This is a genomic window from Flavobacterium aeripolare (assembly GCF_013294025.1).
GTDB lineage: Bacteria > Bacteroidota > Bacteroidia > Flavobacteriales > Flavobacteriaceae > Flavobacterium.
Genome location: NZ_JABSNL010000002.1, coordinates 398,568 through 421,155, shown reverse-complemented (window position 1 = coordinate 421,155; position 22,588 = coordinate 398,568). Strand labels below are relative to the sequence as shown.

At 34.3% G+C, this 22,588-nt stretch carries 20 protein-coding genes; 10 read left to right on the top strand and 10 right to left on the bottom strand.

Going from position 1 to position 22,588, the window contains the following annotated elements; all coding sequences use genetic code 11:
• Positions 1-9: 9 nt before the first annotated feature.
• The 4 genes from HNQ00_RS04230 (at position 10) to HNQ00_RS04215 (ending at position 4,486) form a co-directional block, all read left to right on the top strand.
• The gene (locus tag HNQ00_RS04230; protein WP_173837081.1) at positions 10-867 is read left to right on the top strand and encodes a zinc-binding metallopeptidase; all 858 of its coding nucleotides are present in this window, start codon (positions 10-12) and stop codon (positions 865-867) included.
• A 15-nt stretch (positions 868-882) separates the two neighbouring features.
• Positions 883-2,214: a DUF4302 domain-containing protein gene (locus HNQ00_RS04225; protein WP_173837080.1), complete on the top strand. Its 1,332-nt coding sequence runs from the start codon at positions 883-885 to the stop codon at positions 2,212-2,214.
• Positions 2,215-2,393: 179 nt separating this feature from the next.
• Complete coding sequence (bshC, locus tag HNQ00_RS04220; RefSeq protein WP_173837079.1) at positions 2,394-3,983, top strand: bacillithiol biosynthesis cysteine-adding enzyme BshC; 1,590 nt, start codon at positions 2,394-2,396, stop codon at positions 3,981-3,983.
• A gap of 83 nt (positions 3,984-4,066) precedes the next feature.
• The gene (locus tag HNQ00_RS04215) at positions 4,067-4,486 is read left to right on the top strand and encodes a nucleoside-diphosphate kinase (RefSeq protein ID WP_173837078.1); all 420 of its coding nucleotides are present in this window, start codon (positions 4,067-4,069) and stop codon (positions 4,484-4,486) included.
• Between the two features lie 107 nt (positions 4,487-4,593).
• Here the strand turns inward: HNQ00_RS04215 and HNQ00_RS04210 are convergent, their stop codons facing one another.
• The 3 genes from HNQ00_RS04210 to HNQ00_RS04200 all read right to left on the bottom strand — a co-directional run bounded on the left by HNQ00_RS04210 (position 4,594) and on the right by HNQ00_RS04200 (position 7,806).
• Positions 4,594-5,538: an NAD(P)H-dependent flavin oxidoreductase gene (locus HNQ00_RS04210; protein WP_173837077.1), complete on the bottom strand. Its 945-nt coding sequence runs from the start codon at positions 5,536-5,538 to the stop codon at positions 4,594-4,596.
• A 305-nt stretch (positions 5,539-5,843) separates the two neighbouring features.
• Positions 5,844-7,031, bottom strand: a complete 1,188-nt coding sequence (mnmA, locus tag HNQ00_RS04205; protein ID WP_173837076.1) for a tRNA 2-thiouridine(34) synthase MnmA — start codon at positions 7,029-7,031, stop codon at positions 5,844-5,846.
• Between the two features lie 76 nt (positions 7,032-7,107).
• Positions 7,108-7,806: a toxin-antitoxin system YwqK family antitoxin gene (locus HNQ00_RS04200; RefSeq protein WP_173837075.1), complete on the bottom strand. Its 699-nt coding sequence runs from the start codon at positions 7,804-7,806 to the stop codon at positions 7,108-7,110.
• Positions 7,807-8,143: 337 nt separating this feature from the next.
• On the opposite strand from HNQ00_RS04200, the gene HNQ00_RS04195 reads away from it, so the two are divergent.
• Positions 8,144-9,103: a fasciclin domain-containing protein gene (locus HNQ00_RS04195; RefSeq protein WP_173837074.1), complete on the top strand. Its 960-nt coding sequence runs from the start codon at positions 8,144-8,146 to the stop codon at positions 9,101-9,103.
• A 67-nt stretch (positions 9,104-9,170) separates the two neighbouring features.
• Here the strand turns inward: HNQ00_RS04195 and yidC are convergent, their stop codons facing one another.
• The 6 genes from yidC to guaA form a co-directional block, all read right to left on the bottom strand.
• Complete coding sequence (gene yidC / locus HNQ00_RS04190; RefSeq protein ID WP_173837073.1) at positions 9,171-11,069, bottom strand: membrane protein insertase YidC; 1,899 nt, start codon at positions 11,067-11,069, stop codon at positions 9,171-9,173.
• A gap of 67 nt (positions 11,070-11,136) precedes the next feature.
• Positions 11,137-12,750 (bottom strand): CTP synthase, encoded by a 1,614-nt coding sequence (locus HNQ00_RS04185; RefSeq protein WP_173837072.1) that lies wholly within the window; start codon positions 12,748-12,750, stop codon positions 11,137-11,139.
• A gap of 319 nt (positions 12,751-13,069) precedes the next feature.
• Positions 13,070-13,303, bottom strand: coding sequence for a DUF3820 family protein (locus HNQ00_RS04180; protein WP_026706700.1), 234 nt, complete (start codon positions 13,301-13,303; stop codon positions 13,070-13,072).
• A gap of 63 nt (positions 13,304-13,366) precedes the next feature.
• Positions 13,367-13,768, bottom strand: a complete 402-nt coding sequence (locus tag HNQ00_RS04175; RefSeq protein ID WP_173837071.1) for an OsmC family protein — start codon at positions 13,766-13,768, stop codon at positions 13,367-13,369.
• Complete coding sequence (locus HNQ00_RS04170; protein ID WP_173837070.1) at positions 13,768-15,780, bottom strand: LysM peptidoglycan-binding domain-containing protein; 2,013 nt, start codon at positions 15,778-15,780, stop codon at positions 13,768-13,770. Before HNQ00_RS04170 ends, HNQ00_RS04175 begins: the two co-directional genes overlap by 1 nt.
• A gap of 128 nt (positions 15,781-15,908) precedes the next feature.
• Complete coding sequence (guaA, locus tag HNQ00_RS04165; protein ID WP_173837069.1) at positions 15,909-17,438, bottom strand: glutamine-hydrolyzing GMP synthase; 1,530 nt, start codon at positions 17,436-17,438, stop codon at positions 15,909-15,911.
• Positions 17,439-17,684: 246 nt separating this feature from the next.
• Between guaA and HNQ00_RS04160 the strand changes: the two genes are divergently transcribed.
• Positions 17,685-18,218, top strand: coding sequence for a hypothetical protein (locus tag HNQ00_RS04160; RefSeq protein ID WP_173837068.1), 534 nt, complete (start codon positions 17,685-17,687; stop codon positions 18,216-18,218).
• Positions 18,219-18,225: 7 nt separating this feature from the next.
• On the opposite strand, the gene HNQ00_RS04155 is transcribed toward HNQ00_RS04160, so the two are convergent.
• Entirely contained in the window at positions 18,226-18,891 is a 666-nt protein-coding gene (locus HNQ00_RS04155; RefSeq protein WP_173837067.1) for a hypothetical protein, read from the bottom strand.
• A 258-nt stretch (positions 18,892-19,149) separates the two neighbouring features.
• Between HNQ00_RS04155 and HNQ00_RS04150 the strand changes: the two genes are divergently transcribed.
• The 4 genes from HNQ00_RS04150 to gldI all read left to right on the top strand — a co-directional run bounded on the left by HNQ00_RS04150 (position 19,150) and on the right by gldI (position 22,579).
• Positions 19,150-19,536, top strand: a complete 387-nt coding sequence (locus HNQ00_RS04150) for a RidA family protein (protein ID WP_173837066.1) — start codon at positions 19,150-19,152, stop codon at positions 19,534-19,536.
• A 50-nt stretch (positions 19,537-19,586) separates the two neighbouring features.
• On the top strand, positions 19,587-20,843 hold the full coding sequence (locus tag HNQ00_RS04145) for a voltage-gated chloride channel family protein (RefSeq protein ID WP_173837065.1): 1,257 nt from the start codon (positions 19,587-19,589) through the stop codon (positions 20,841-20,843).
• Between the two features lie 68 nt (positions 20,844-20,911).
• Positions 20,912-21,919 carry a DHH family phosphoesterase gene (locus HNQ00_RS04140; protein ID WP_173837064.1) on the top strand — a complete coding sequence of 336 codons (1,008 nt, stop codon included), beginning with the start codon at positions 20,912-20,914 and terminating at the stop codon, positions 21,917-21,919.
• 9 nt (positions 21,920-21,928) lie between these two features.
• The gene (gldI, locus tag HNQ00_RS04135) at positions 21,929-22,579 is read left to right on the top strand and encodes a gliding motility-associated peptidyl-prolyl isomerase GldI (RefSeq protein WP_371738810.1); all 651 of its coding nucleotides are present in this window, start codon (positions 21,929-21,931) and stop codon (positions 22,577-22,579) included.
• Positions 22,580-22,588 lie beyond the last annotated feature (9 nt).

Genomic DNA, 22,588 nt, shown 5'->3' with positions numbered 1-22,588 from the left:
TTAACCGAAATGACAAAATATAAATTATATAAAAATTTGCTTGTGCTCTCTTCAGTATTACTTCTAGGAGCTTGCGCAAATGATGAACCTCTTAAAGAGAGTATTTTAGACACAACTCCTGCTGTTAACTCACCTTTAGACAACTGGATAGATACTAATTTCTTAACTCCTTATAACATCAATGTACAATATAAATGGGACCAAAATGTAGTTGATAATAATCGCTATTTGTTTCCACCTACACTGACAAAAGTTCAACCAGCTTTAGAAATTGTACAAAAAATTTGGTTGCAAAGTTATGCTACCATTGGAGGACCAGATTTTGTGAAAATAATTGCACCAAGAGAGTTTGTTTTAGTTGGTGGTATTAACTTAAATACGACTGGTACTATTACGTTAGGACTTGCAGATGCAGGACAAAGAATAACTTTATTTGAAACAGACAAAGTAGACAAAACAGACCGTGAAAATGTAAAGCGATTTATAAAAACGATTCAACACGAATATATTCACATCTTGAACCAAACTAAACCATTTGACGAAAAGACCTTGGCTAAAATAACGCCTACAGGATATACCTCAAACTGGTATGCAACCTCTACGGCTGTGGCTAATGAAGAAGGTTTTATATCTGACTATGCAAGATCTAACATCAATGAAGATTTTGCTGAAATGGCAGCAACTATGTTGATCAACTCTAAAGCAGAATATCAAGCAATTTTAGATGGAATTGAAGATGAGAAAGCTGTAGCTAATATTAAAGCTAAAGAGGCAGTTGTAGTAAAATATTTCAAAGACTCTTTTAATATGGATTTTTACAAATTAAGAGACGAGGCTGAGAAAAACACTAACGAACTTACTAAGTAAATAATAACAAACACTATGAAATTAAAATCTATATTTAATTATATATTGATTGCTATTTTAGCAATACAATTAGTTTCTTGCGATAATAAAGAAACTATAGAGTCGCCCTTTGGAGCAACTCCAACCGAGCGCCTCACAGCCAAGCAGAAAGAACTAAACGATTTACTAGAATCTTCTGAATTTGGATGGAAAGCAGTATACTTTACTGATGTTACACAATTAGGAGGCTTTACACATGTCTTTAAGTTTAAAGATGGAAAAGTAGACATGGCATCTGACTTTGATGATGACACGGCTGTATATTCAAGTGAATATTCTATCGAATTAGGAAGTACAACAAGTTTACTATTCAGTACAAGTAATAGAATTCACTTGTTATCTGACTCTAATAATGCTCCAACACCTGCCTTAAGAGGAAAAGGATACAAAGGAGATTTTCAGTTTCTTTATTATGGTCAAGAAAATGGCGAAATCATTTTTAGAACCAACAGAAGCTTTGAAGAATTGCGTTTTGTGAAAGCAACTGCTGCTGACTGGACTAATCTAGCCAAAGCAAGAGCGATGATTCCTAATGTTATAGGCGCTTCATCTAGACCACTTTTTAGATTATTAGAAACAAATGACGGTACTAAAATTGACCAATTTGATTTCAACTTTACGCCTGCATCTCGTTATGCAGTCGCTAACTCAATTGTTGCTGGTTCTAGCTTTTCTTACAACGTAGGAGTGGCATACACCGCGACTGGAATTACTGTACAACCAGCAGTTAAAGTAGGAACGCAAGAACTAACAGATTTTACATATGATGCAACAACTGGAAGTTTTAATGCCACTGGTACAGGAGGAGTTACGGCAACTATTAGATATTCTAATAAACCGCTAGTTATTACTGATGATTATTTAGCTCTCTTAGATGGAAATCCATCAACTGCTTTTGGTTATATCGCACCGTTCTTGACAACTGCAGTAACAACATCTACTTTGACACAAACACTTTTAGCAGAAGTTAATGCTAACCTACCAGCCGGAGTTACTATTAGTAGAGTACAATTTAACTTTAATACTATTTACGGTAGCTATGTAGAGTATCGTTTTTCTGGAGGAAAATCAACTGAATACCACAATGTTCAAGTAGTTGAAGACCCAACAAATAAAACTATAATATTACAAGATTTAGGATGGGATTCAGGTAGCACACCTGCTGCATTAGCTAAAATAGATGCTGAATTAATGAATCCAAAAGGGCTATACGTCAAACGTGAGAACTTTACAGTAAATTATTCTAATGCAGTTTACACTTTCACAAGTGCTTCGAGCAATTTTAGATTAACAACTTACGCTTTATAATAAAAGTTAAAAATGTTTTTTTTTATAGAAGGTTGCTCGTCATGAGCAACCTTCTTTTTTTTTAGCCAACTCGCTAAATACAATACTAGCATTTTCCATAATTCACAAAGCTTTCATAAACCTAAAATGTGTAACTTTACTTTTTAGTACTTTAGCATTAAATTTAGAAATTCACACTTATGCCAACCGACTGTATCAGCTATCAAAATTCTGGATATTTCTCGCCATTGATGAATGATTATTTAGACGAAAAATCAAATTTAAAATCACTATATAACCGCTTTCCGAAGATTGAAAATTTTGAAAAGCAAATTGCAGAAAAGCAAGCCAACTTTAATAATGCATCACGACCGCAACTAGTGGCTACTTTATTAGAGCAATATCAAGGAGTGCCTACTTCTTATTTGACACTACAAAACATTGAGAGCTTAAAAGTTGAAAATACATTTACAATCATCACGGGCCATCAACTTAATTTATTTAGTGGTCCACTGTACTTTCTATATAAAATAATATCAACTATTAATCTTACCAAAGAATTAAAAGCAACTTACCCTGCGTCTAACTTTGTACCAATTTATTGGATGGCAACCGAAGACCACGATTTTGAAGAGATCAATTATTTTAATTTTAAAGGAAAGAAATTTAGATGGAATAAAGAAAGTACGGGTCCGGTAGGTCGACTATCAACTGATGGTTTATCTGAGTTTTTTAATCTATACCAGCAAGAATTAGGCTCTAGTACAAATGCAGCCACTCTTAAAAAAATGTTTGAAGAAGCATATTTAAATCATGACAAGCTAGCTGATGCTACTAGATACTTAGCTAACGCTCTTTTTGGAGCGTTTGGATTAGTTATTATCGATGCTGACAATGCCAATTTAAAACAAAACTTCGTTCCCTATATAAAGGAAGAACTATTGCATCAGCGTTCTTTTAAGGCAGTGATGGAGACTACTACACAATTAGAGCAATATAACATACAAGTAAATCCAAGGGAGATTAATTTATTTTATATCGAAGACGATTTACGCGAACGCATTATTTTCGAAAATAATAATTACAAAGTAAACCACACAAATTTAGTTTTTTCAGAAGCTGAAATAATGACTCTCGTAGAAACAAATCCAGAGAAATTTAGCCCTAACGTAATAATGAGGCCACTGTATCAGGAGGTAATTCTACCTAACTTATGTTACATAGGTGGTGGTGGTGAAATTGCATACTGGCTAGAACTCAAATCATTTTTTGATACAGTTGAAGTTACGTTCCCTATGTTATTGGTTCGAAATTCAGTTCTACTTGCCACAGAAAAACAAATCAAAAAAGTCGACAAACTCAATTTATCTTGGAGCGACTTATTTTCTAAACAGGAAATACTTAAAAATAAAGTGACCCAAGAGCACTCAGCTTTTCCTATTGACTTAACAAATTATAAACTACAATTACAGCAGCAATTTGCAGATTTGTTCACATTAGCCGCTCAAACAGACAAGTCGTTTACGGGTGCTGTGAAAGCGCAGGAAAAAAAGCAAATAAAAGGATTAGAAAACCTAGAGAAACGCTTATTAAAAGCACAGAAGAGGAAATTCTCAGAAGAAATAGAACGCGCTACCGACCTTCAGAATGAATTGTTTCCAAACAAAAGCTTACAAGAAAGACAAGCTAATTTCTCAGAATTCTATTTGGAATCCGGTTCAGATTTAATTCCCAAATTAATTGGTACGTTGAAGCCATTAGATCAAACATTCGAGATTATTACTATATAATTTTTTTTCAGTGGTATCTTTAAGAAATTAGCACGTTATTAAACAAAATAAACTATTTTTGCACAAAATTTAAAAAATAAAAAATGGCTACTAATAGAACATTTACAATGATTAAGCCGGATGCAGTAGCAAACGGACACATCGGAAACATTCTTGCAATGATTACTAATGCAGGATTCAAAATCGTATCTTTAAAATTAACTCAACTTACAGTTGCTGATGCTCAAGCATTTTACGCTGTTCACTCTGCAAGACCTTTCTACGGAGAATTAGTTGAATTCATGTCAAGAGGACCAATCGTTGCTGCTATTTTAGAAAAAGACAATGCAGTTGAAGACTTTAGAACTTTAATTGGAGCTACTAATCCTGCTGAAGCTGCTGAAGGAACTATCCGTAAAGCATATGCTACTTCTATTGGAGAAAATGCTGTTCACGGTTCAGATAGTGATGAGAATGCAGCTATTGAAGGTGCTTTCCATTTTGCTGGAAGAGAGCAATTCTAATAAAAAACATATCGCGCTTAATTAATTTTAATCGCTTAAATATAAAGGTGGATACTATAATGTAGTATCCACCTTTTTTTATATACTTTAATTGACGGAATATATTTTTAAAAATCCATACTAATCAAAGCTACTTTAGCATCTTTAAATTCAGCAATCATTTCATTAACGATTTGCCCCGCTGGTTTAATGTCATGTATTAAGCCTGCAATTTGACCTATCTCTAACTCTCCTTCGATCAAATCTCCTTCAAACATTCCTTTTTTTGCACGAGCACGGCCTAACAATGTCACTAGGTCTTCTTTACTACCATTATTATCATAAAGTGACTGTACATCATTAAAAAACTTATTTTTAATCAATCTAACAGGCGCTAATTCTTTCAACGTTAATTGCGTTCCACCCTCTTCTGTTGTAACAATTGTTTGTTTAAAATCATCGTGAGCACTGGATTCAATTGATGCTGCAAACCTACTCCCTACTTGCACTCCATCAGCACCTAGTGCCATTGCAGCCAGCATTCCTCTCCCACTACCAATACCTCCAGCAGCAATAACTGGAATAGTAATTTTTTCTTTCACCATAGGAATTAGCGTTAGCGTTGTAGTTTCATCCCTTCCGTTGTGACCTCCTGCTTCAAAACCTTCGACTACCACAGCGTCAACTCCTGCGTTTTGCGCTTTCAACGCAAATAGAGAACTACTTACCACATGCACGACCGTAATTCCTTTCTCTTTTAAAAATGCAGTCCATGTTTTAGGATTACCTGCCGATGTGAATACAATCTTGACATCTTCATCCACGATGATATTCATAATCTCTTCTATGTTAGGATATAACATGGGAACATTTACCCCAAAAGGTTTGCTAGTAGCTTTTTTACATTTCTGGATGTGTTCACGCAATACTTCTGGATACATAGATCCTGCGCCTATTAAGCCTAATCCGCCTGCATTGCTTACTGCACTGGCTAATTTATAACCGCTTACCCAGATCATTCCTCCTTGGATTATGGGATATTGTATATTGAAAAGTGTATTTATCGCATTCATAAAATATTGAATTTTAGAAATTCCTATTATTAATCAAAATCTAGTATTCAAATTTATCGAAAATTAAACGAAATCAGAAAAAAAGTAATTATTATATCTATAATGTTCGAAAACATAAACCCCTACAACTACTATTTTCGGTTTTACGTATAATCAAGATAGGCACTAAAATTCTAGGATTAGTACGCTGTTTAATTATCTATATGGTATTAGAAAACAATAAGAACTAACTTTCGAATATAAAAAAAAACCAGATAAAAGCTTTATAGCATCTATCTGGTTGTTCTATAAAATAGGGAAGCCTGTTACGAAATAACTCCAGAACCTATTAATTCATCTTCTTGATACCAAGCTGCAAACTGCCCCTCTGTAATTGCTGATTGCGGTTCATCAAAGGCGATGTACATCCCTTCTTCATGTTGATGTAAGGTTGCTTTTTGTAACGGTTGACGGTAACGTATGCGAACCATCATTTCTATTGATTCCCCATTGGCTATAGCCATATCAGAACGAACCCAATGCACTTCAGCGTTTGCTATGAATAAACCTTTTCTAAACAATCCAGGATGTTGACTACTTAAGCCAGTATAAATTGTGTTTGTTTCTACATTAGTTCCTATAATAAATAAAGGATCTTTTGTACCACCTACATTAAGTCCTTTTCTTTGACCAATTGTAAAATAATGCGCTCCTTGATGCTTTCCTACTACTTTACCCATATCTGGAGTGTAGTTAATTTTTGAAGCATCTTGAATCAATTTATCTAAAGCCGTAGCTTCTTCACTTGCTACAACAGTATAAATCGCATCATCCTTATCTATTTGTACAATCTTACCTTCTTTTGGTTGTAGTTTTTGTTGTAAAAATTCAGGTAAACGAACTTTTCCAATAAAGCACAAACCTTGAGAGTCTTTCTTTTCAGCGGTAACTAGTTCCATTTCAGCAGCGATTGCGCGTACTTCCGGTTTTGTCAATTCGCCTATAGGAAAAAGAGATTTAGCTAATTGCTCTTGTGATAATTGACATAAAAAGTAAGATTGATCCTTATTAACATCAGCACCTGCTTTTAATTGGTAAACAGTATCACCTTTTATAGTTGTTTCACTTTTACGGCAATAGTGTCCTGTAGCGACATAATCAGCACCTAAACTCAGTGCTATTTTCATGAACACATCAAACTTTATCTCTCTATTACAAAGTACATCTGGATTAGGAGTACGTCCTTTTTCGTATTCATTGAACATGTAATCGACAATTTTCTCCTTATATTCTTCACTTAAATCTACTGTTTGAAAAGGAATTCCTAATTTCTCTGCAACAAGCAAAGCATCATTACTATCCTCTAGCCAAGGGCATTCATTAGAAATTGTAACAGTATCATCATGCCAGTTTTTCATAAAAAGACCAATCACTTCATATCCTTGTTGTTGCAATAAATATGCTGCAACACTTGAATCTACACCTCCAGAAAGTCCTACTACAACTCGCTTCATTTTTTTATTTTTTTGAGACTGCAAAGTTACAATGTTTTAAATTACTATCTAAGTCTGCTCCTTTTAAATTAACGCGCTATTTAGAACTGTTTTCCTGAAAATCAAAGTTAGTTTCTCTTACCTTCTTTCCTTTTTCGAAAAACTCCCAAATACCAACTTTCTTGTTATTTAAAAATTTTCCTTTGGAAACAACTTCACCTTTTACATTTCTAAAAATAGCCAAACCATTGTATTGGTCATTTTTATATAAAGTTTCCTCAAGTACAACATCATTTTCAGAATAGATTTTACAAAGTCCGTTCTTTTTACCCTGAGCATACATTACTTCTTCAGCGATTTTACCACTTGGATAAAAAACCGATCTCATTCCTGTTAATTGTCCCTTTGAGTAATTCTCTAAGGTCATTACAGCTGTAGATGCTTTGTGATAGTATTTCCAAGGACCCTCAAAACTTTTATTGATTACCACTCCTTCACTTACTTTGTTCTTAGCCTGATCATAGAAAACAGTATAAGCACTACCGTCTTTCTCATTAAATTCTCTAGTTGCTATCACTGAACCTGCTCTTGTATCGTCAAAAAATTTAAAGGTACCTACCTCTTTACCATGAGAGAAAACACCTTCATACCTAGGTCGTTTTGATAATTCATAAGTCCCTTTCCATAAACCATCTTTTTTTGCAGCTGCATCAACCGCATTTATTGTCTCTTGTGCTAAACCTGTATTAGCTATTAATAGTACAGCCAGCATCAAAATCTTATTATGTAAATTCATTACTCTTATTTTATTTGTTTGTGTAAAATTAATGTTTTACAATAAGATTTTGATCTAAACATCTTAAAACTAATGTAATGCATATTGATTTTTCTCATTAATAAAATGTTAAAACTGTTTAATTGATTGCTTGTTATAATTAGATGTTTTAAGCTCAACTAAGATGCACAAGAAGTAAACAACTCCATAAATTTACTTTAATTAACATTTAATCAATGACTTAAACACGAGTTAAAGTTTTTATAAGATTTATTATTGTTTATCTTTTTAGACAATATATTAAACAAAATAATATTAAATTGCTCAAAATTAATAACAACAATTAACAGAAACGATTATGAAAAAAATTTTAAAACCTTTACTTTTTGCAGTAGTTGCTGCACTAGCATTAGCATCTTGCAGTAGCGATGATGAAACAACGACACCTACAGTAGACAATAGCATTACCGAAATTGCTTCTGCCAATGCTGATTTTTCAATCTTAGTTCAAGCCTTGACCAGAGCTGAGCTAGCATCTACATTACAAGCAGATGGAGATTTTACAGTCTTTGCACCCACAAATGCTGCTTTTACTTCATTTTTAAGTACAGCAGGTTTTGCGTCTATAAACGATGTGCCCAAAGATGCTTTAAAAGAAATTTTATTAAATCACGTTATTACAGGTACAATAAAATCTACTGATTTATCAACTACATACATTAAGACAATGGCAAAAGGAACTGCATCGACAACCAACAATCTAAGTATGTTTGTAAATACAGCCAATAATGCGGTAAAATTAAATGGAGTTGCAACGGTTAAAACGGCAGATATTATGGCTTCTAACGGTGTTATACATTCAGTTGATGCTGTTATTGGATTGCCTACACTTGTGACACATGCTACAGCTAATCCAAATTTTTCTTCATTAGTAGGTGCTCTAACAGCAACTGGCCAGCCTGACTTTGTATCAATTTTAAGCGGAACAGGTCCGTTCACAGTTTTTGCGCCTGATAATGCTGCATTTACCGCATTAGATGCTGAGTTGGCTCCAACTGGAATTGCAGGAGTTTCTGCAGCAAACCTTACTAAGGTCTTACAGTATCACGTTGTATCAGGAAATGTACTAGCCGCAAGCTTAACAGAAGGACAAGTAGTACCAACATTACAAACACCACAATCATTCACAATTGAGTTAACTGGTGGGGCTAAAATTAAAGATGCAAATGGAAGAATGTCAACAATTACAGCCACTGATGTACAATGTGCAAATGGAGTGATTCATGTAATAAATAAGGTTTTACTACCTACTTTATAATATTCGAAAAAAAACTTTGCAAAAAAAAAGCTTCCATCACTGGAAGCTTTTTTAGTATCTAAAATAGTTATTTCTTTTTCTGTTGCGCTTTTGCCGCTTCTTGTTGTTCCATAACTTCTTGTAATTTCTTTTGAAATTTACCTTGTTTCTTAGGCTCTTTCAATTTATTTTCTTGAATTTGAGCGTGAATTTTATCACTATCAATAATGTAGTTTTTAATCACTAACATAATTCCAATAGTAATCGAATTCGAAATAAAATAATACAAACTCAATCCTGAAGCATATCCGTTGAAGAAAATTAACATCATCAATGGAGAAATGTAAATCATGATTTTCATCATCTTAGCCATATCTGGCATTCCTTCTTGTTGCGGAGCGGCCATTTGTTGATCTCCAGTTGTCATTTTCATGTAAAAGAAAATTGCAATCGAAGCTAAAATAGGGAACAAACTAATGTGATTTCCGTAAGCTGGAATCGTAAATGGCAATTGATAGATTGAATCAAATGATGATAAATCGTCTGCCCATAAAAATGGCTGTTGTCTTAATCCTATTGCCGATGGGAAAAATTGAAACAATGCATAGAAGACCGGCATTTGCAGTAAACCTGGCACACATCCCGCCATTGGGTTTACACCTGCCTTATTGTACAACTTCATTGTTTCTTGCTGTTTCTTCATTGGCTCTTTCTTGTATTTTTCACCAAGTTCAGCTATTTCAGGACGCAATACTTTCATTTTTGCTTGAGACAAGAATGACTTATAAGTAATAGGTGATAATACTAATTTTACTAAAATCGTAAAAAGTACAATTGCCCAACCATGAGAAATAAACAAGCTCAAGAAACCATACATTGGAATAAAAGCATGACGGTTAATCCATCCAAAAATTCCCCAACCTAAAGCAACAATATCCTCTAAGTTTCTATCGTAAGATTTTAATAGTTTGTAATCTGTTGGTCCGTAGAACCAATTCATACTTTGATCAATCTCTCCATTTTTAAACGCTAATGGAACAACTGCTTTAAACTGTTTAGTAAAGGTCGTATCAATTGCGCTGTCTTTTACCAAATTAGTAGACTGCAATTCTGCTTTTTCAAACGGAGTTTTTGTCAATAATATTGAAGAGAAAAAGTGCTGTTTGAAAGCAATGTAGGCCACACCTTGAACAACATCATCTTCATGACTTCCTAATCCTAAGTAATTACTCTTACCTTCTTCATGCTCGTAATAAAGCTCAGAATAACGGTTTTCATAAGTAATACTTTTTTCATTAGTAAAAGTTTTTAAATCCCACTCTAAGTTTAACGGTTTAGTAGTATTCAAAACTTTACTTAAGCCTTGCGATTGAATATCAAAGTCTAACATATAATCGTCAGCCTTAAGAACGTATTTGTATTCTAAATATTCATTAGCACCAGCTTTTAAACGCATCGACAAAATTTGGTCTTCACCATTTTTAGTTAATGTTGGTTCAAAATAAAGATCTTTTGTATTTAAAGTATGATTGTCATTAGTAAACAACTGAATATTTAAACTCGCATTATTATCTTTAACTAATTGCACTAATTGTCCAGACCCTTTTTTAAACCTTTCAAAGTTTTTTAAAGTTGCTTCAACAATGTACCCACCTTTATTAGCAATTTTTAAAACTACTAATTTGTTTTCGATTGTAGTAACACCACCTTTAGCTGAAGGAAGTCCTGCCGAATAAGCAAAGTTACCAAGAGTCTTTTGTAATTTAGCTGTTTGAAGCGTGTCATTTGAAGCAGCTACAACCACGTTTTCATTAGAACTAGGGCTACTTACCGCATTTGCTTTTTCCTTAACAACCAATTCTTTTTTAGCTTTTTCTGCTGCTACCTGTGCATCTGTAGGTTGTTGTGTATACCACATCCAAACAACGATACCAAAAAGTAGTACAAAACCAATTAATGAATTAGGGTCAAACTTTTTTTCTTCCATTACTTATAATTATTATTAATCGCCAAGTTTACTATTAAACTTCGAGGCTTTTTTTTTATGCGTATTCTTATTTTTTATGTGCTATAACTGCTGCAGCAACAAAATCAACAAAAAGTGGGTGCGGGTTAGCAACCGTACTTTTATATTCTGGGTGGTATTGTACCCCTATGAAAAACGGATGATCTTCTATCTCTACAATTTCTACTAATCCTGTATCTGGATTGGTACCTGAGGCTTTTAATCCTGCTTTGTCAAGAGCTTCTGCATACGCACTATTAAATTCATAACGGTGACGGTGACGCTCGCTAATTGCTGTTTGACCGTAAATTTTATATGCTAGTGTACCTGGTTTGATGTCACATTTCCACGCTCCCAAACGCATTGTTCCACCTTTATCTGTTACGGTTTTTTGCTCTTCCATTAAATTAACAACAGGATGAGCAGTTTTTTCGTTCATCTCTGTAGAATTCGCATCAGCATATCCTAATACGTTACGAGAATATTCGATAACAGCCATCTGCATTCCTAAACAAATTCCAAAAAACGGCATCTTGTTTTCACGTGCATATTGTACCGCAGCGATCTTTCCTTCTATTCCTCTTTCACCAAAACCTGGAGCAACTAAAATAGCATCTAAATCTTTAAATTTCTCTGCTACATTAGCACTATCAATGTGCTCTGAATGAATAGAAACTACATTTACTTTAGTCTCATTTGTAGCTCCTGCATGAATAAATGCTTCTAAAATTGATTTATAACAATCTTGCATTTCTACATATTTCCCAATCAAACCAATGTTAACTGTGTGCTTAGGATTTTTTAATCTTTTCAAGAAAGTGTTCCACGTTTTTAAATCTGGAGCTGCTTTCTTAGGCAAATCTAATTTTTTCAAAGCCACTACGTCTAATCCTTCTTCAAGCATTAAATTAGGAACTTCATAAATTGTTTTAGCATCGATCGACTGGATTACAGCCTCTCTTTTTACATTACAAAAAAGCGCTAATTTATTTCGAATCTCATCAGATATTTCGTGCTCAGTTCTGCAAACAAGGATATCAGCTTTGATTCCGCTTTCCATCAATGTTTTTACAGAGTGCTGCGTAGGTTTTGTTTTTAACTCACCCGCTGCCGCTAGATATGGAACTAAAGTCAAGTGAATCACGATAGCATTATTCTCACCCATATCCCAAACTAATTGACGTACAGACTCGATGTAAGGTAATGACTCAATATCTCCTACAGTACCACCAATTTCAGTAATAACAATATCATAATCACCTGATTTACCAAGCAATTGCATTCTATCCTTAATTTCGTTAGTAATATGTGGAACTACCTGAACAGTTTTCCCTAAGAATTCTCCCCTTCTCTCTTTTTCAATTACCGAAAGATAGATTCTTCCTGTAGTAACGTTATTTGCCTGAGAAGTAGGAACGTTTAAAAAACGCTCATAATGACCTAAATCTAAATCAGTTTCAGCCCCGTCATCAGTTACATAACATTCCCCATGTTCATATGGATTTAATGTTCCTGGATCAACGTTTAAATAAGGATCAAATTTTTGAATTGTTGTCCTGTACCCTCTTGCCTGTAACAATTTTGCTAAGGATGCTGCAATAATTCCTTTTCCTAAAGAAGAAGTCACACCACCGGTAACAAAAATATATTTTGTTTGATTCATTATGTTGTAGTTTGTATTGTAGTTGTGTAAAAAACTTGGCAAAAATACGATTATAAATTGAGAATATGCTAATTTAAAAAAGAGATAATTTTCGAAAAGACCAATTAGCAATCGCTCCACAACGTTTTACATAAACAATTCAATAACAGCAACATAAAATAAAAAACAAAAAGACAGCAGCACATCTTATTCCCATTAGTAAGAGTTTTATCTTTTTTTTCGAAAGAAAATTAAAAATTGACACTCATAATAACTTGTAATTCTTTTAACTCATGGTAATACCAGCAAACAACAAATAAAAAAGCAGCAACTTAGAAAGTTACTGCTCTTTTGGGTATCGCTTTTTTATGTTGCGTATCAACTCTTCAAGACCATTCAATTTTAATTCATAAATTAATTTCAACTGGTCGCCTAACTGTCCCTTCGGAAAGCCTTTATTATGATACCAGACCACATAGTACTCTGGTAAATCGATAAGAAAACGCCCTTCGTATTTACCGAAAGGCATTTTTGTATGCGCTAATTTTATTAGCTCTTTTTGATTTTGATCCATCTATTATTTGATCAGTAGCATTAGGGCAGAATTATAAACTTACCCTTTAAACTACTTTGATTTTTAATTCCAGCTAAAAGTAATGTCTTTTTCAATTTCTGGGTGCAAGCTCAGGAACACTGGGCAAGTCATTGCGGCGCGTTCGAGTAGCGTTCTTTGTTTTTGATCACTGGTCCCAACCAAACTGAAATCAATTTTAATAGAACCAATTCTTCTAGGATCAGCATTCATCACTTTGGTAACCTCAGCAACAGTCCCTTTCATGTCAATAGCTAAATCTGCAGCTTTGATTCCCATGATCGTTATCATGCAACTAGCTAATGCATTTGCAACTAAATCTGTAGGAGAAAAAGCTTCTCCTTTACCTTTGTTATCAACAGGAGCATCAGAAATAATCTCAGTTCCAGATTGAATATGAATTGACGAAGTTCTTAAATCTCCTAAATAGCTTACTTTTGATGTCATTATTTTGCTTCTTTTATAATTAAATCTGTATCATAATACATGATGTGCACCCCTTTGTTTGTGTACCCACCATCGTCTTTTTTATAATATTCAAATTTATTTTCTATTCGATCTGTAGCTACCGTTTTTATTGTTTGTTCGAATTTTACATTTTGAACCAATCGCATCATCGTATCAAAAGTCACATCAAAACCGCGAGTCGCATAATCCGAAGGATACACATTATTGATTCTTTTATAATTTTTGTCAAAAATTGCTGCTTCTGGAGAGACATTATCACGTGTAATTGAAGGGTACATCAATTTTAACTTTGTCAAGTTTGTAAATTTAATTTCTTCAAAATCTAAAGTTTCATTAGGTTCTAAAATTACCAATTGTACTTGATAGCTTGACATCGAACTCAACATTGCAGAAATTGTGGTTTTAATCATCCAAGTATTTGCCGTTTCCATCACCACATAGTTCATGCGATTTTTAACTAATAATCCTTTCAAACTTTCAGCAGAAACACTACCGTTTCCTTTAAAAGCTACTAGAGGAACTCCCGGTTGATACTCTTTTAAATATGACAAAATAGATTCTTTCTTTTTATCAACCACTGCCATTATATTTCCGTTTTGAGAGCGCATGTAATCAAACATGGTATTCTTAACCGTTTCATTATTAGGAACCGCTTGATATAAATTAGGGTAAGCATTTCCAACATCTTTAGACAAAGGTGAAACCACAGGAACATTGTTAGCAGAAAGTGCTTGAGCAGCTACCTCAGCATTACTTTGATAAAAAGGTCCTACGATAGCATTTGCAGTTTGCAAATTATTTGCTTTGATCAATGACAGTACATTTGAACTATTTTTAGTCTCTTCAGAATCGTATATTTCAACATCAATAGGCAAACCTAATGTTTTAGCTGAGTCAATAGCTATTAATGCTCCTGCATAAAAATCAAGAGTCATGTTTAAAAACTTATCCTTTTTTAATCTACTATATTCAGATGAACTCACATCTTCATCAGCTGCAGAGACATTGAATGGTAGCAACATTGCCAATCTTTTACGCTTACCTACCGCAATATTTTTATTCAAAGAAACATACTCTTTTTTACCTTCTACCGCTGCTACATAGTTTTTTGTAGGAGCTTTTATAAACATTCCTATAGTAACTCCTGCATTTAGCTCCGGGTTTAGCTCTAACAATTCTCTTTGTGAAATATCAAACAGCTTAGACAGACTATATAACGTTTCTTTTGGTTGTACTTCATAAGCGATGTATTGTGGTACAGTATCCTTTACAACAGCACTCGCTTTCACCTCTTTGTAAACAGCTGCTGCTGGAGCAGTAATCTTTGAATCTGTTGCTACTGATCGTTTCCCTTTGATTAACAATTTATAACCAATAGGTAAATTAGTCACCACCTCTGGATTTAATTTCTCTAATTGTTCAATTGTAATTCCGTATTGTCTTGAGATGGAATACTTTGTTTCTTTAGGCAAAACATCATGATATACTGCAGTTTCCTCCGTCTTTTTAATAGCTCTTTCCTCTTTCTTTGTGGCTTTCACATTATTCTTAACGACTGATTTTGAAGGAATATTCAATAGCATACCTATTTTTAATCCGTCAACAAGAATTTCTGGATTAGCCTCTGTTAAAGCCTCTTCTGAGACATTGTATTGCTTTTTAATACCATAAAGCGTTTCTTTAGGCATCACTAAGTGCGTTGTACCACCTACTACGGCTGATTTCTCAGCATTTACAGTTGCAGGTTTACTACTCGCTAGTATCAACTTCCCGTTAGACTTGGCTGGAATTAGTAATACACTATCTGCTTTTAGTCCGCTTTGCGCATCAGGATTTAATTGATAAATATCAAAAGGCGTCACTTGGTATTTTTGTGAAATTTGAGTAATAGTCTCTCCTTTTTCAACTTTGTGAGTCAACGTTTTATTTTGCGAAAAAACAGATCCCGTTAAAAACAAAAAACTAGCACAAGTAGCAAAAAAATATTTCATTATATGGATTTAAAAATTAATGTATCAAAGATAGCAAAACGGTATCAAATTTTATTCCAAAAATCTGATACCGTTTTATAAATTTATGGCATTTAAGTTTATTAATAGCCTAATATGTATTTAAAATGTTATTCCCACTCTATAGTTGCAGGTGGTTTAGAGCTAATATCATAAACAACTCTATTCACTCCTTTAACTTTGTTTATAATATCATTTGACACCTTCATTAAGAACTCATAAGGCAAGTGTACCCAGTCAGCAGTCATACCATCAGTAGATTCTACTGCACGTAATGCTACTACTTTTTCATAGGTACGCTCATCACCCATTACACCCACACTATTAACAGGAAGTAAAATAGCACCGGCTTGCCATACCTTATCGTATAGTCCCCAAGATTTTAAACCATCAATAAAGACAGCATCTACGTCTTGTAATATTTGTACTTTTTCTAGTGTGATATCTCCTAATATACGAATTGATAATCCAGGGCCAGGAAAAGGATGTCTCCCTAATAACTCAGGATCAATCCCTAATGAAGCTCCTACTCTACGCACTTCATCTTTAAAAAGCATGCGAAGTGGTTCTACAATTTTCAACTTCATGTAATCAGGCAAACCTCCTACATTGTGGTGTGATTTTATCGTTGCAGAAGGTCCTTTTACAGAAACCGACTCAATAACATCTGGGTAAATTGTCCCTTGTGCTAACCACGTTACATCTTCGATTAACTGGGATTCAGCATCAAAAACTTCGATAAAAGCATTTCCTATCGCTTTTCTCTTTTTCTCAGGATCAGTTACTCCTGCTAGAGCACTATAAAAACGTTCAGAAGCATCTACTCCTTTTACGTTCAAGCCCATTCCTTCATATTGATCTAATACGCTTTGAAATTCATTTTTACGTAATAAACCGTTGTTTACAAAAATACAGTATAGGTTTTTCCCAATAGCTTGATGCAATAACACTGCCGCCACTGTAGAATCTACTCCTCCTGATAAACCTAAAACAACTTTATCATTCCCTACTTTTTCTTTTAATTCTGCTACCATCTCTTCTACAAAAGCGTTCGGCGTAAAAGTTTGAGGAACCTCAGCAATTTTAACTAAGAAATTCTCTAACATTTTAGCTCCATCAGTTGAGTGAAATACTTCAGGATGATATTGAATCGCATAAGTAGTTTCGCCTTCAATTTTGTAAGCAGCAAATTCTACATCGTGTGTACTTGCTAATTTTACAGCATTTGTAGGCAATGCTTTTATACTATCACTATGACTCATCCACACCTGGCTATTTACGGCAACATCTTCAAAGAAAATTTCATTCTCTTTTATGTAAGATAAATTTGCTCTACCATATTCTCTTGTGTTTGATGCTGCTACTTCTCCTCCGCTAAAATGCGCCAAATATTGTGCTCCGTAACATACGGCAAGCATAGGCAATTTGCCTCTAATTTGAGATAAATCAGGATGAGGAGCGTCTTCTCCACGAACAGAGAATGGGCTTCCACCAAGAATTACGGCTTTGTAACTAGATAAATCACTCGGTATGTGATTGTAAGGGAAAATTTCGCAGAATATATTTAATTCGCGAACTCTACGCGCAATAAGTTGAGTGTATTGCGATCCGAAGTCTAAAATAAGTACGTTGTGTTGCATGCGCAAAAATACTTTTTATATTTTAAATTGAAAAGTTGAATTTTGAAAATTTTAGATTTTTTTTCAGCCTATCAAATAATGGCGTTTTTATCAGCTGCTCCTTTTCGAAAATAATGAAAAAACAACAAATCTTTTCACTTAAGACTGGCTGTTATAAATAATCGATTCAGCAAATAATAGTGGCAACTTTTAAAACTGTAGCTTTGCCTCTTTAAGAAGACACCTTTTCGAATAAAAATCTATATCATGACATTAAGACAAAAAAGCACGATCACTATACTAGCAGCAACACTTGCAATCATATCTTGCAGTGTCGTGGATAAATTACTAACCTTTACTATTTCAAATACAGCAACGATTAAAATAGAAAGTGGCTTGCCTATAGGAGGCGTTTTTGAGATAGTCACTCCAGACATCACCACGAATTCAAGTAAAGAATTTGAAAACAATAATACCAAAGCAAATTTAGTTAAAGATGTCAAGCTAAACTCTTTGAACTTGACAATCACAGACCCTAGCGGTAAAAGTTTTAGTTTTTTAAAATCAGTGCGTTTGTATATATCAACTGACGCAAGTGACGAAATGGAGCTAGCTTATTTAGAGGATATTAATACCACATCTAATACGATCACTTTAATCCCTAACACAATTAAACTTGACAAATATATAAAGGCATCAAGCTATACAATTAGAACAAGCGCTGTTTTAAAAGAAACCGTAACTAAGGATATCACAATAGCAGCAAATATGAAATTTAAAGTAACTGCAGATCCATTTTAATAATTAATTACTCTTTTACTAATAGAATAGTTGCTTTAAAACCAGTCCCTAAATTCCATTGACTAGCAGATATCAAACCACCTTTATCGTCATATACTTTGAACTCAGCAGTATTAGGCCCAGAAGTTCCTTGATTAAGAGCTTCAAAATCGATTTTATTAAAACCTTTTTCAAGTGTAATCTCAAAACCCTTAAAGTTACTATCTAAATTTACTTGATATTGAATAACCTTATCATTTAGATACACTCTAATCTGGTCACCATCTACATAAGCGGCATCTCTATAAAGCACTTTTGCTGTAAGCGAGCTCGTTTTAAAATCCCCTAAATTTTGGTTTTTTCTATAAACAGTTGCCTCAGGATTGTCTTCTTTCTTATTGTACTTAGCTACAATCTCATCACCCGGATTCACAAAATCATTTTTTTTAACCATCGACATTTCTTTTGGCGCACCTATAGTGTATTGCCTTGGCGCAGGCAACAATGGATCTGGCTTTTTAAAAACATTAGGAGCCGTAATTACAGCTGGATCATTGTTTTTAATTTCTGATTTCTTGGGAGTGTAGTTGTTATCCACAGGTGGAATCGCCTTAAACTTATTGCTAAATTCATTTTGAGCGTATCCTGCAGTAGTGAAACCTACTATTAATAAGAGAAAAAATATTTTTTTCATAATGTGTTGTTGACTCGTCTAATAATTTTTTAAAAATAAAAAACCAAAATTAATAACTGACCTTCATCTAGATAATTTAACGTACTATTATAACTATCTTTTTTAACATTTATTACATCAAATGCTATAAAAAAGTATCCTATTAAACCATTAAACAAGCTAGGATTAAGACCGTCGTTTTATTATTTTTCCTAAATTGCAAAAAATATACCAAAGTACGTCTCGGGCCGTAAATAGCTTAATATAACATTCTAAATTATGAAAAGACAAAACATCTTAACAGGTTCTCAGTGGGAAGAGAAAATGGGGTACTGCCGTGCAGTAAAAATTGGCAATATAATAGAAGTCTCTGGCACCGTAGCCATTATCGATAGCAACACAGTTAAAGCCGATGATGCTTATGCACAAACTTTAAATATTCTAGAGAGAGTAGCTGTTGTTTTACAAGATTTAGATGCAAGTATGAGTGATGTAATTAGAACGCGTATTTTTACTAGTGATATTAATTCGTTTGAAGCTGTTGCAAAAGCCCATGCTACCTTTTTTAAAGACATTAAGCCTGCTACGGGATTTTACGAAGTTAGTAAACTCGTTGCTCCAGAATATTTGGTCGAAATCGAATTTTCAGCCGTACTTACAAACTAAACAGCAATACGAGATTTGCTCCACCACGTATATCACGTCTAAATTATAAAATGAATTTATCTACAATAAAAACAACGAGTGTCCTCATTTTAAAATGGGTTCTTATTTGTGCATTAATTGGTTTTTTCTCAGGATCAGCCTCCGCTTTTCTTCTAGTTGCTCTTGAATGGGCGGCAGCTACAAGAGAAAATAATAGCTGGATAATCTGGCTCTTACCCATCGCGGGCTTTATAATAGGACTAAGCTACCACTACTATGGAGTCATCGCCGTACGAGGCAACAACCTACTATTAGAAGAATATGAAAAACCCGTAGCCAAAATTCCTTTTCGAATGGCTCCCTTAGTTCTTTTTGGAACCATTGGTACGCATTTATTTGGTGGTTCTGCTGGTCGAGAGGGCACCGCAGTTCAAATGGGCGCTGCAATTGCTGATCAATTTACCTCATTTTTCAACTTAGACAAACCTGATAGAAAAACAATTATTATCCTTGGTATAAGCGCTGGATTTGCATCTGTTTTTGGCACACCATTAGCTGGAGCAATATTCGCTCTCGAAGTACTCTACTTCAGTAAAATCAGCCTCAAGAGTACCGCACTTTCTTTTCTTGTTGCTTATTTTGCCTATTATACAGTCGCCATCTGGAAAGTACACCATACTCATTATGCAATTCCCTTTGTGCCTGATTTTAGTTTAATAGTACTAGCGTGGATCATTCCTTCAAGTATTTTATTTGGTTTGGCTGCCATGCTATTTTCAAGGAGCACTCATTTTTGGGGTGCGTCATTTGCATCTTATATTAAATACGCTCCACTACGTCCTTTTCTTGGCGGCATAGTAATTGCACTAGTGGTTTACATAATAGGTACGACAAAATTTATAGGCTTAGGAGTACCAGTGATTGTAGACGCCTTCTCTAATCCAAGCGGACAGTTTGATTTTTTATGGAAAATTCTGTTGACTGGGTTTACTTTAGGTGCTGGTTTTAAAGGAGGCGAGGTTACCCCGTTATTTTTTATTGGTGCAACATTAGGGAGCGCATTATCACTAGTAATCCCCTTACCTATTGCTTTTTTAGCTGGACTAGGGTTTGTCGCTGTCTTTTCGGGAGCTACGCACACACCTGTCGCTTGTACAGTAATGGGCATGGAGCTTTTTGGTACTGAAGCAGCTGTATACATTGCCTTTGCTTGTTTCATCGCTTACCTAGCATCTGGATCGGTAGGGATTTATCACGCTCAAATTGTAAAAGGTCCTAAATATCATTTGTATCAAAAATTAAAACGCAAGAAAGCAAGCTCACTTTAGTTTCTACTAATTTGAAAAAACAAAAATCATCTCAAACTTTACATTAAAAAAATGTAATTTCGCATACTATGAAAACACAAGATATTGAAGCTATAGCGTTGTTATTAGCAACGCCAAAAAAAATTGCAATCATTCCACATAGAAGTCCTGACGGAGATGCTATGGGATCAACACTTGCCTTATACCATTTTTTATCTAAATTAGGTCACGAGGCAGTGGTTATCGCTCCTAACGAATTTCCAGATTTCTTAGCTTGGATTCCAGGATCTGAAACAGTGAGGATTTTCGAAAAAGATAAAGACAACTGTACTAAAATATTAGAAGAAGCAGCTATTGTATTTACCCTAGACTTTAATGCTTTTCATCGTGTAGGTCATGAAATGGAGAAGGCACTAGCAGCACTAGACACTACCTTCATCATGATAGATCATCATCAAAAACCAGATGATTATGCTACCTATATGTATAGTGACACGGCTTATGGTTCTACCTGTGAAATGATATTTAATTTTATCGAATTTCTAGGTAAAAAAGACCTTCTTGACAAGACCATTAGTACCTGCATATACACAGGAATCTTGACAGACTCAGGTTCGTTTCGCTTTCCTGGAACAAATGGAAATACACATCGCATTGTTGCCGAACTAATAGATTTAGGTGTAGAGAATACTAAAATACCAAATTTACTGTTTGAAAACAGTTCGTATCAGCGTCTACAACTTTTGGGAAGAGCGCTGCAAAACATGAAAGTATTTAGTGAACATCACACTTCATATACAACGCTGACTCAAGAAGAATTAGACAGTTTTGATTATGTAAAAGGAGATACAGAGGGAATTGTGAATTATGGTTTGAGCATAAAAGGAATTGTATTTACTGCTATTTTTATCGAAAACAAAGATGAAAAGATCATCAAAATTTCTTTTAGATCGCAAGGTGACTTTGATGCTAATCAATTTGCTAGAGACCATTTTAATGGTGGTGGTCATAAAAATGCTGCCGGTGGAAGATCAGAAGTTTCAATGGCAGAAACAATTGAAAAATTTGAAAATTTAGTTGCTAACTTAACGATATAAATAATGAAAATGAGGCAATCAATAGTAGTACTCACTTTTGCTGCACTAGCAGTTAGTGGTTGCAAGCAACAACAAGAAGCACGCAGACCTTTATCTCAAAGTTCAGGATCATTCATGAAGAAATCCATAGAACGCAATAAAAAGCTAGTTGCTACAGAGGAAGATGTTATAAAGGGAATCATCAAGAATAACGCTACAAAAAAATATACTGCCTCAGCAAAAGGATATTGGTATGCGTATGAAACAGCAAACTCTAATGATACGCTCAGACCTAAAAGAGGTGATGTAGCCCTATTTACTTATGAAGTAAAAGATCTCAAGGGAAACATTATTTATAATGAACTCGAAGTTAGGCCTCAAGTTTATTTTGTAGATAAGCAAGAGATCATGATGGGGTTGAGAGACGCAATTAAATTAATGCATAAAGGTGAAAAAGTAAAATTCTTATTCCCTTCACACATTGCTTACGGTTACCATGGTGACAATAAAAAGATAGGTCCTAATGTACCCTTACAAGTAACAGTTACCTTGAATGATTTTATGCCAGAGGCAGCTTATGAAAAAAGCAAAGTAGCAATAACACCAGCTGCTTCAACACAAAAAGTAGAAAATGTGGTTCCTAAGAAAAGTGCAACTACTGCAAGAGACACCATTAATTAAGTTAATATT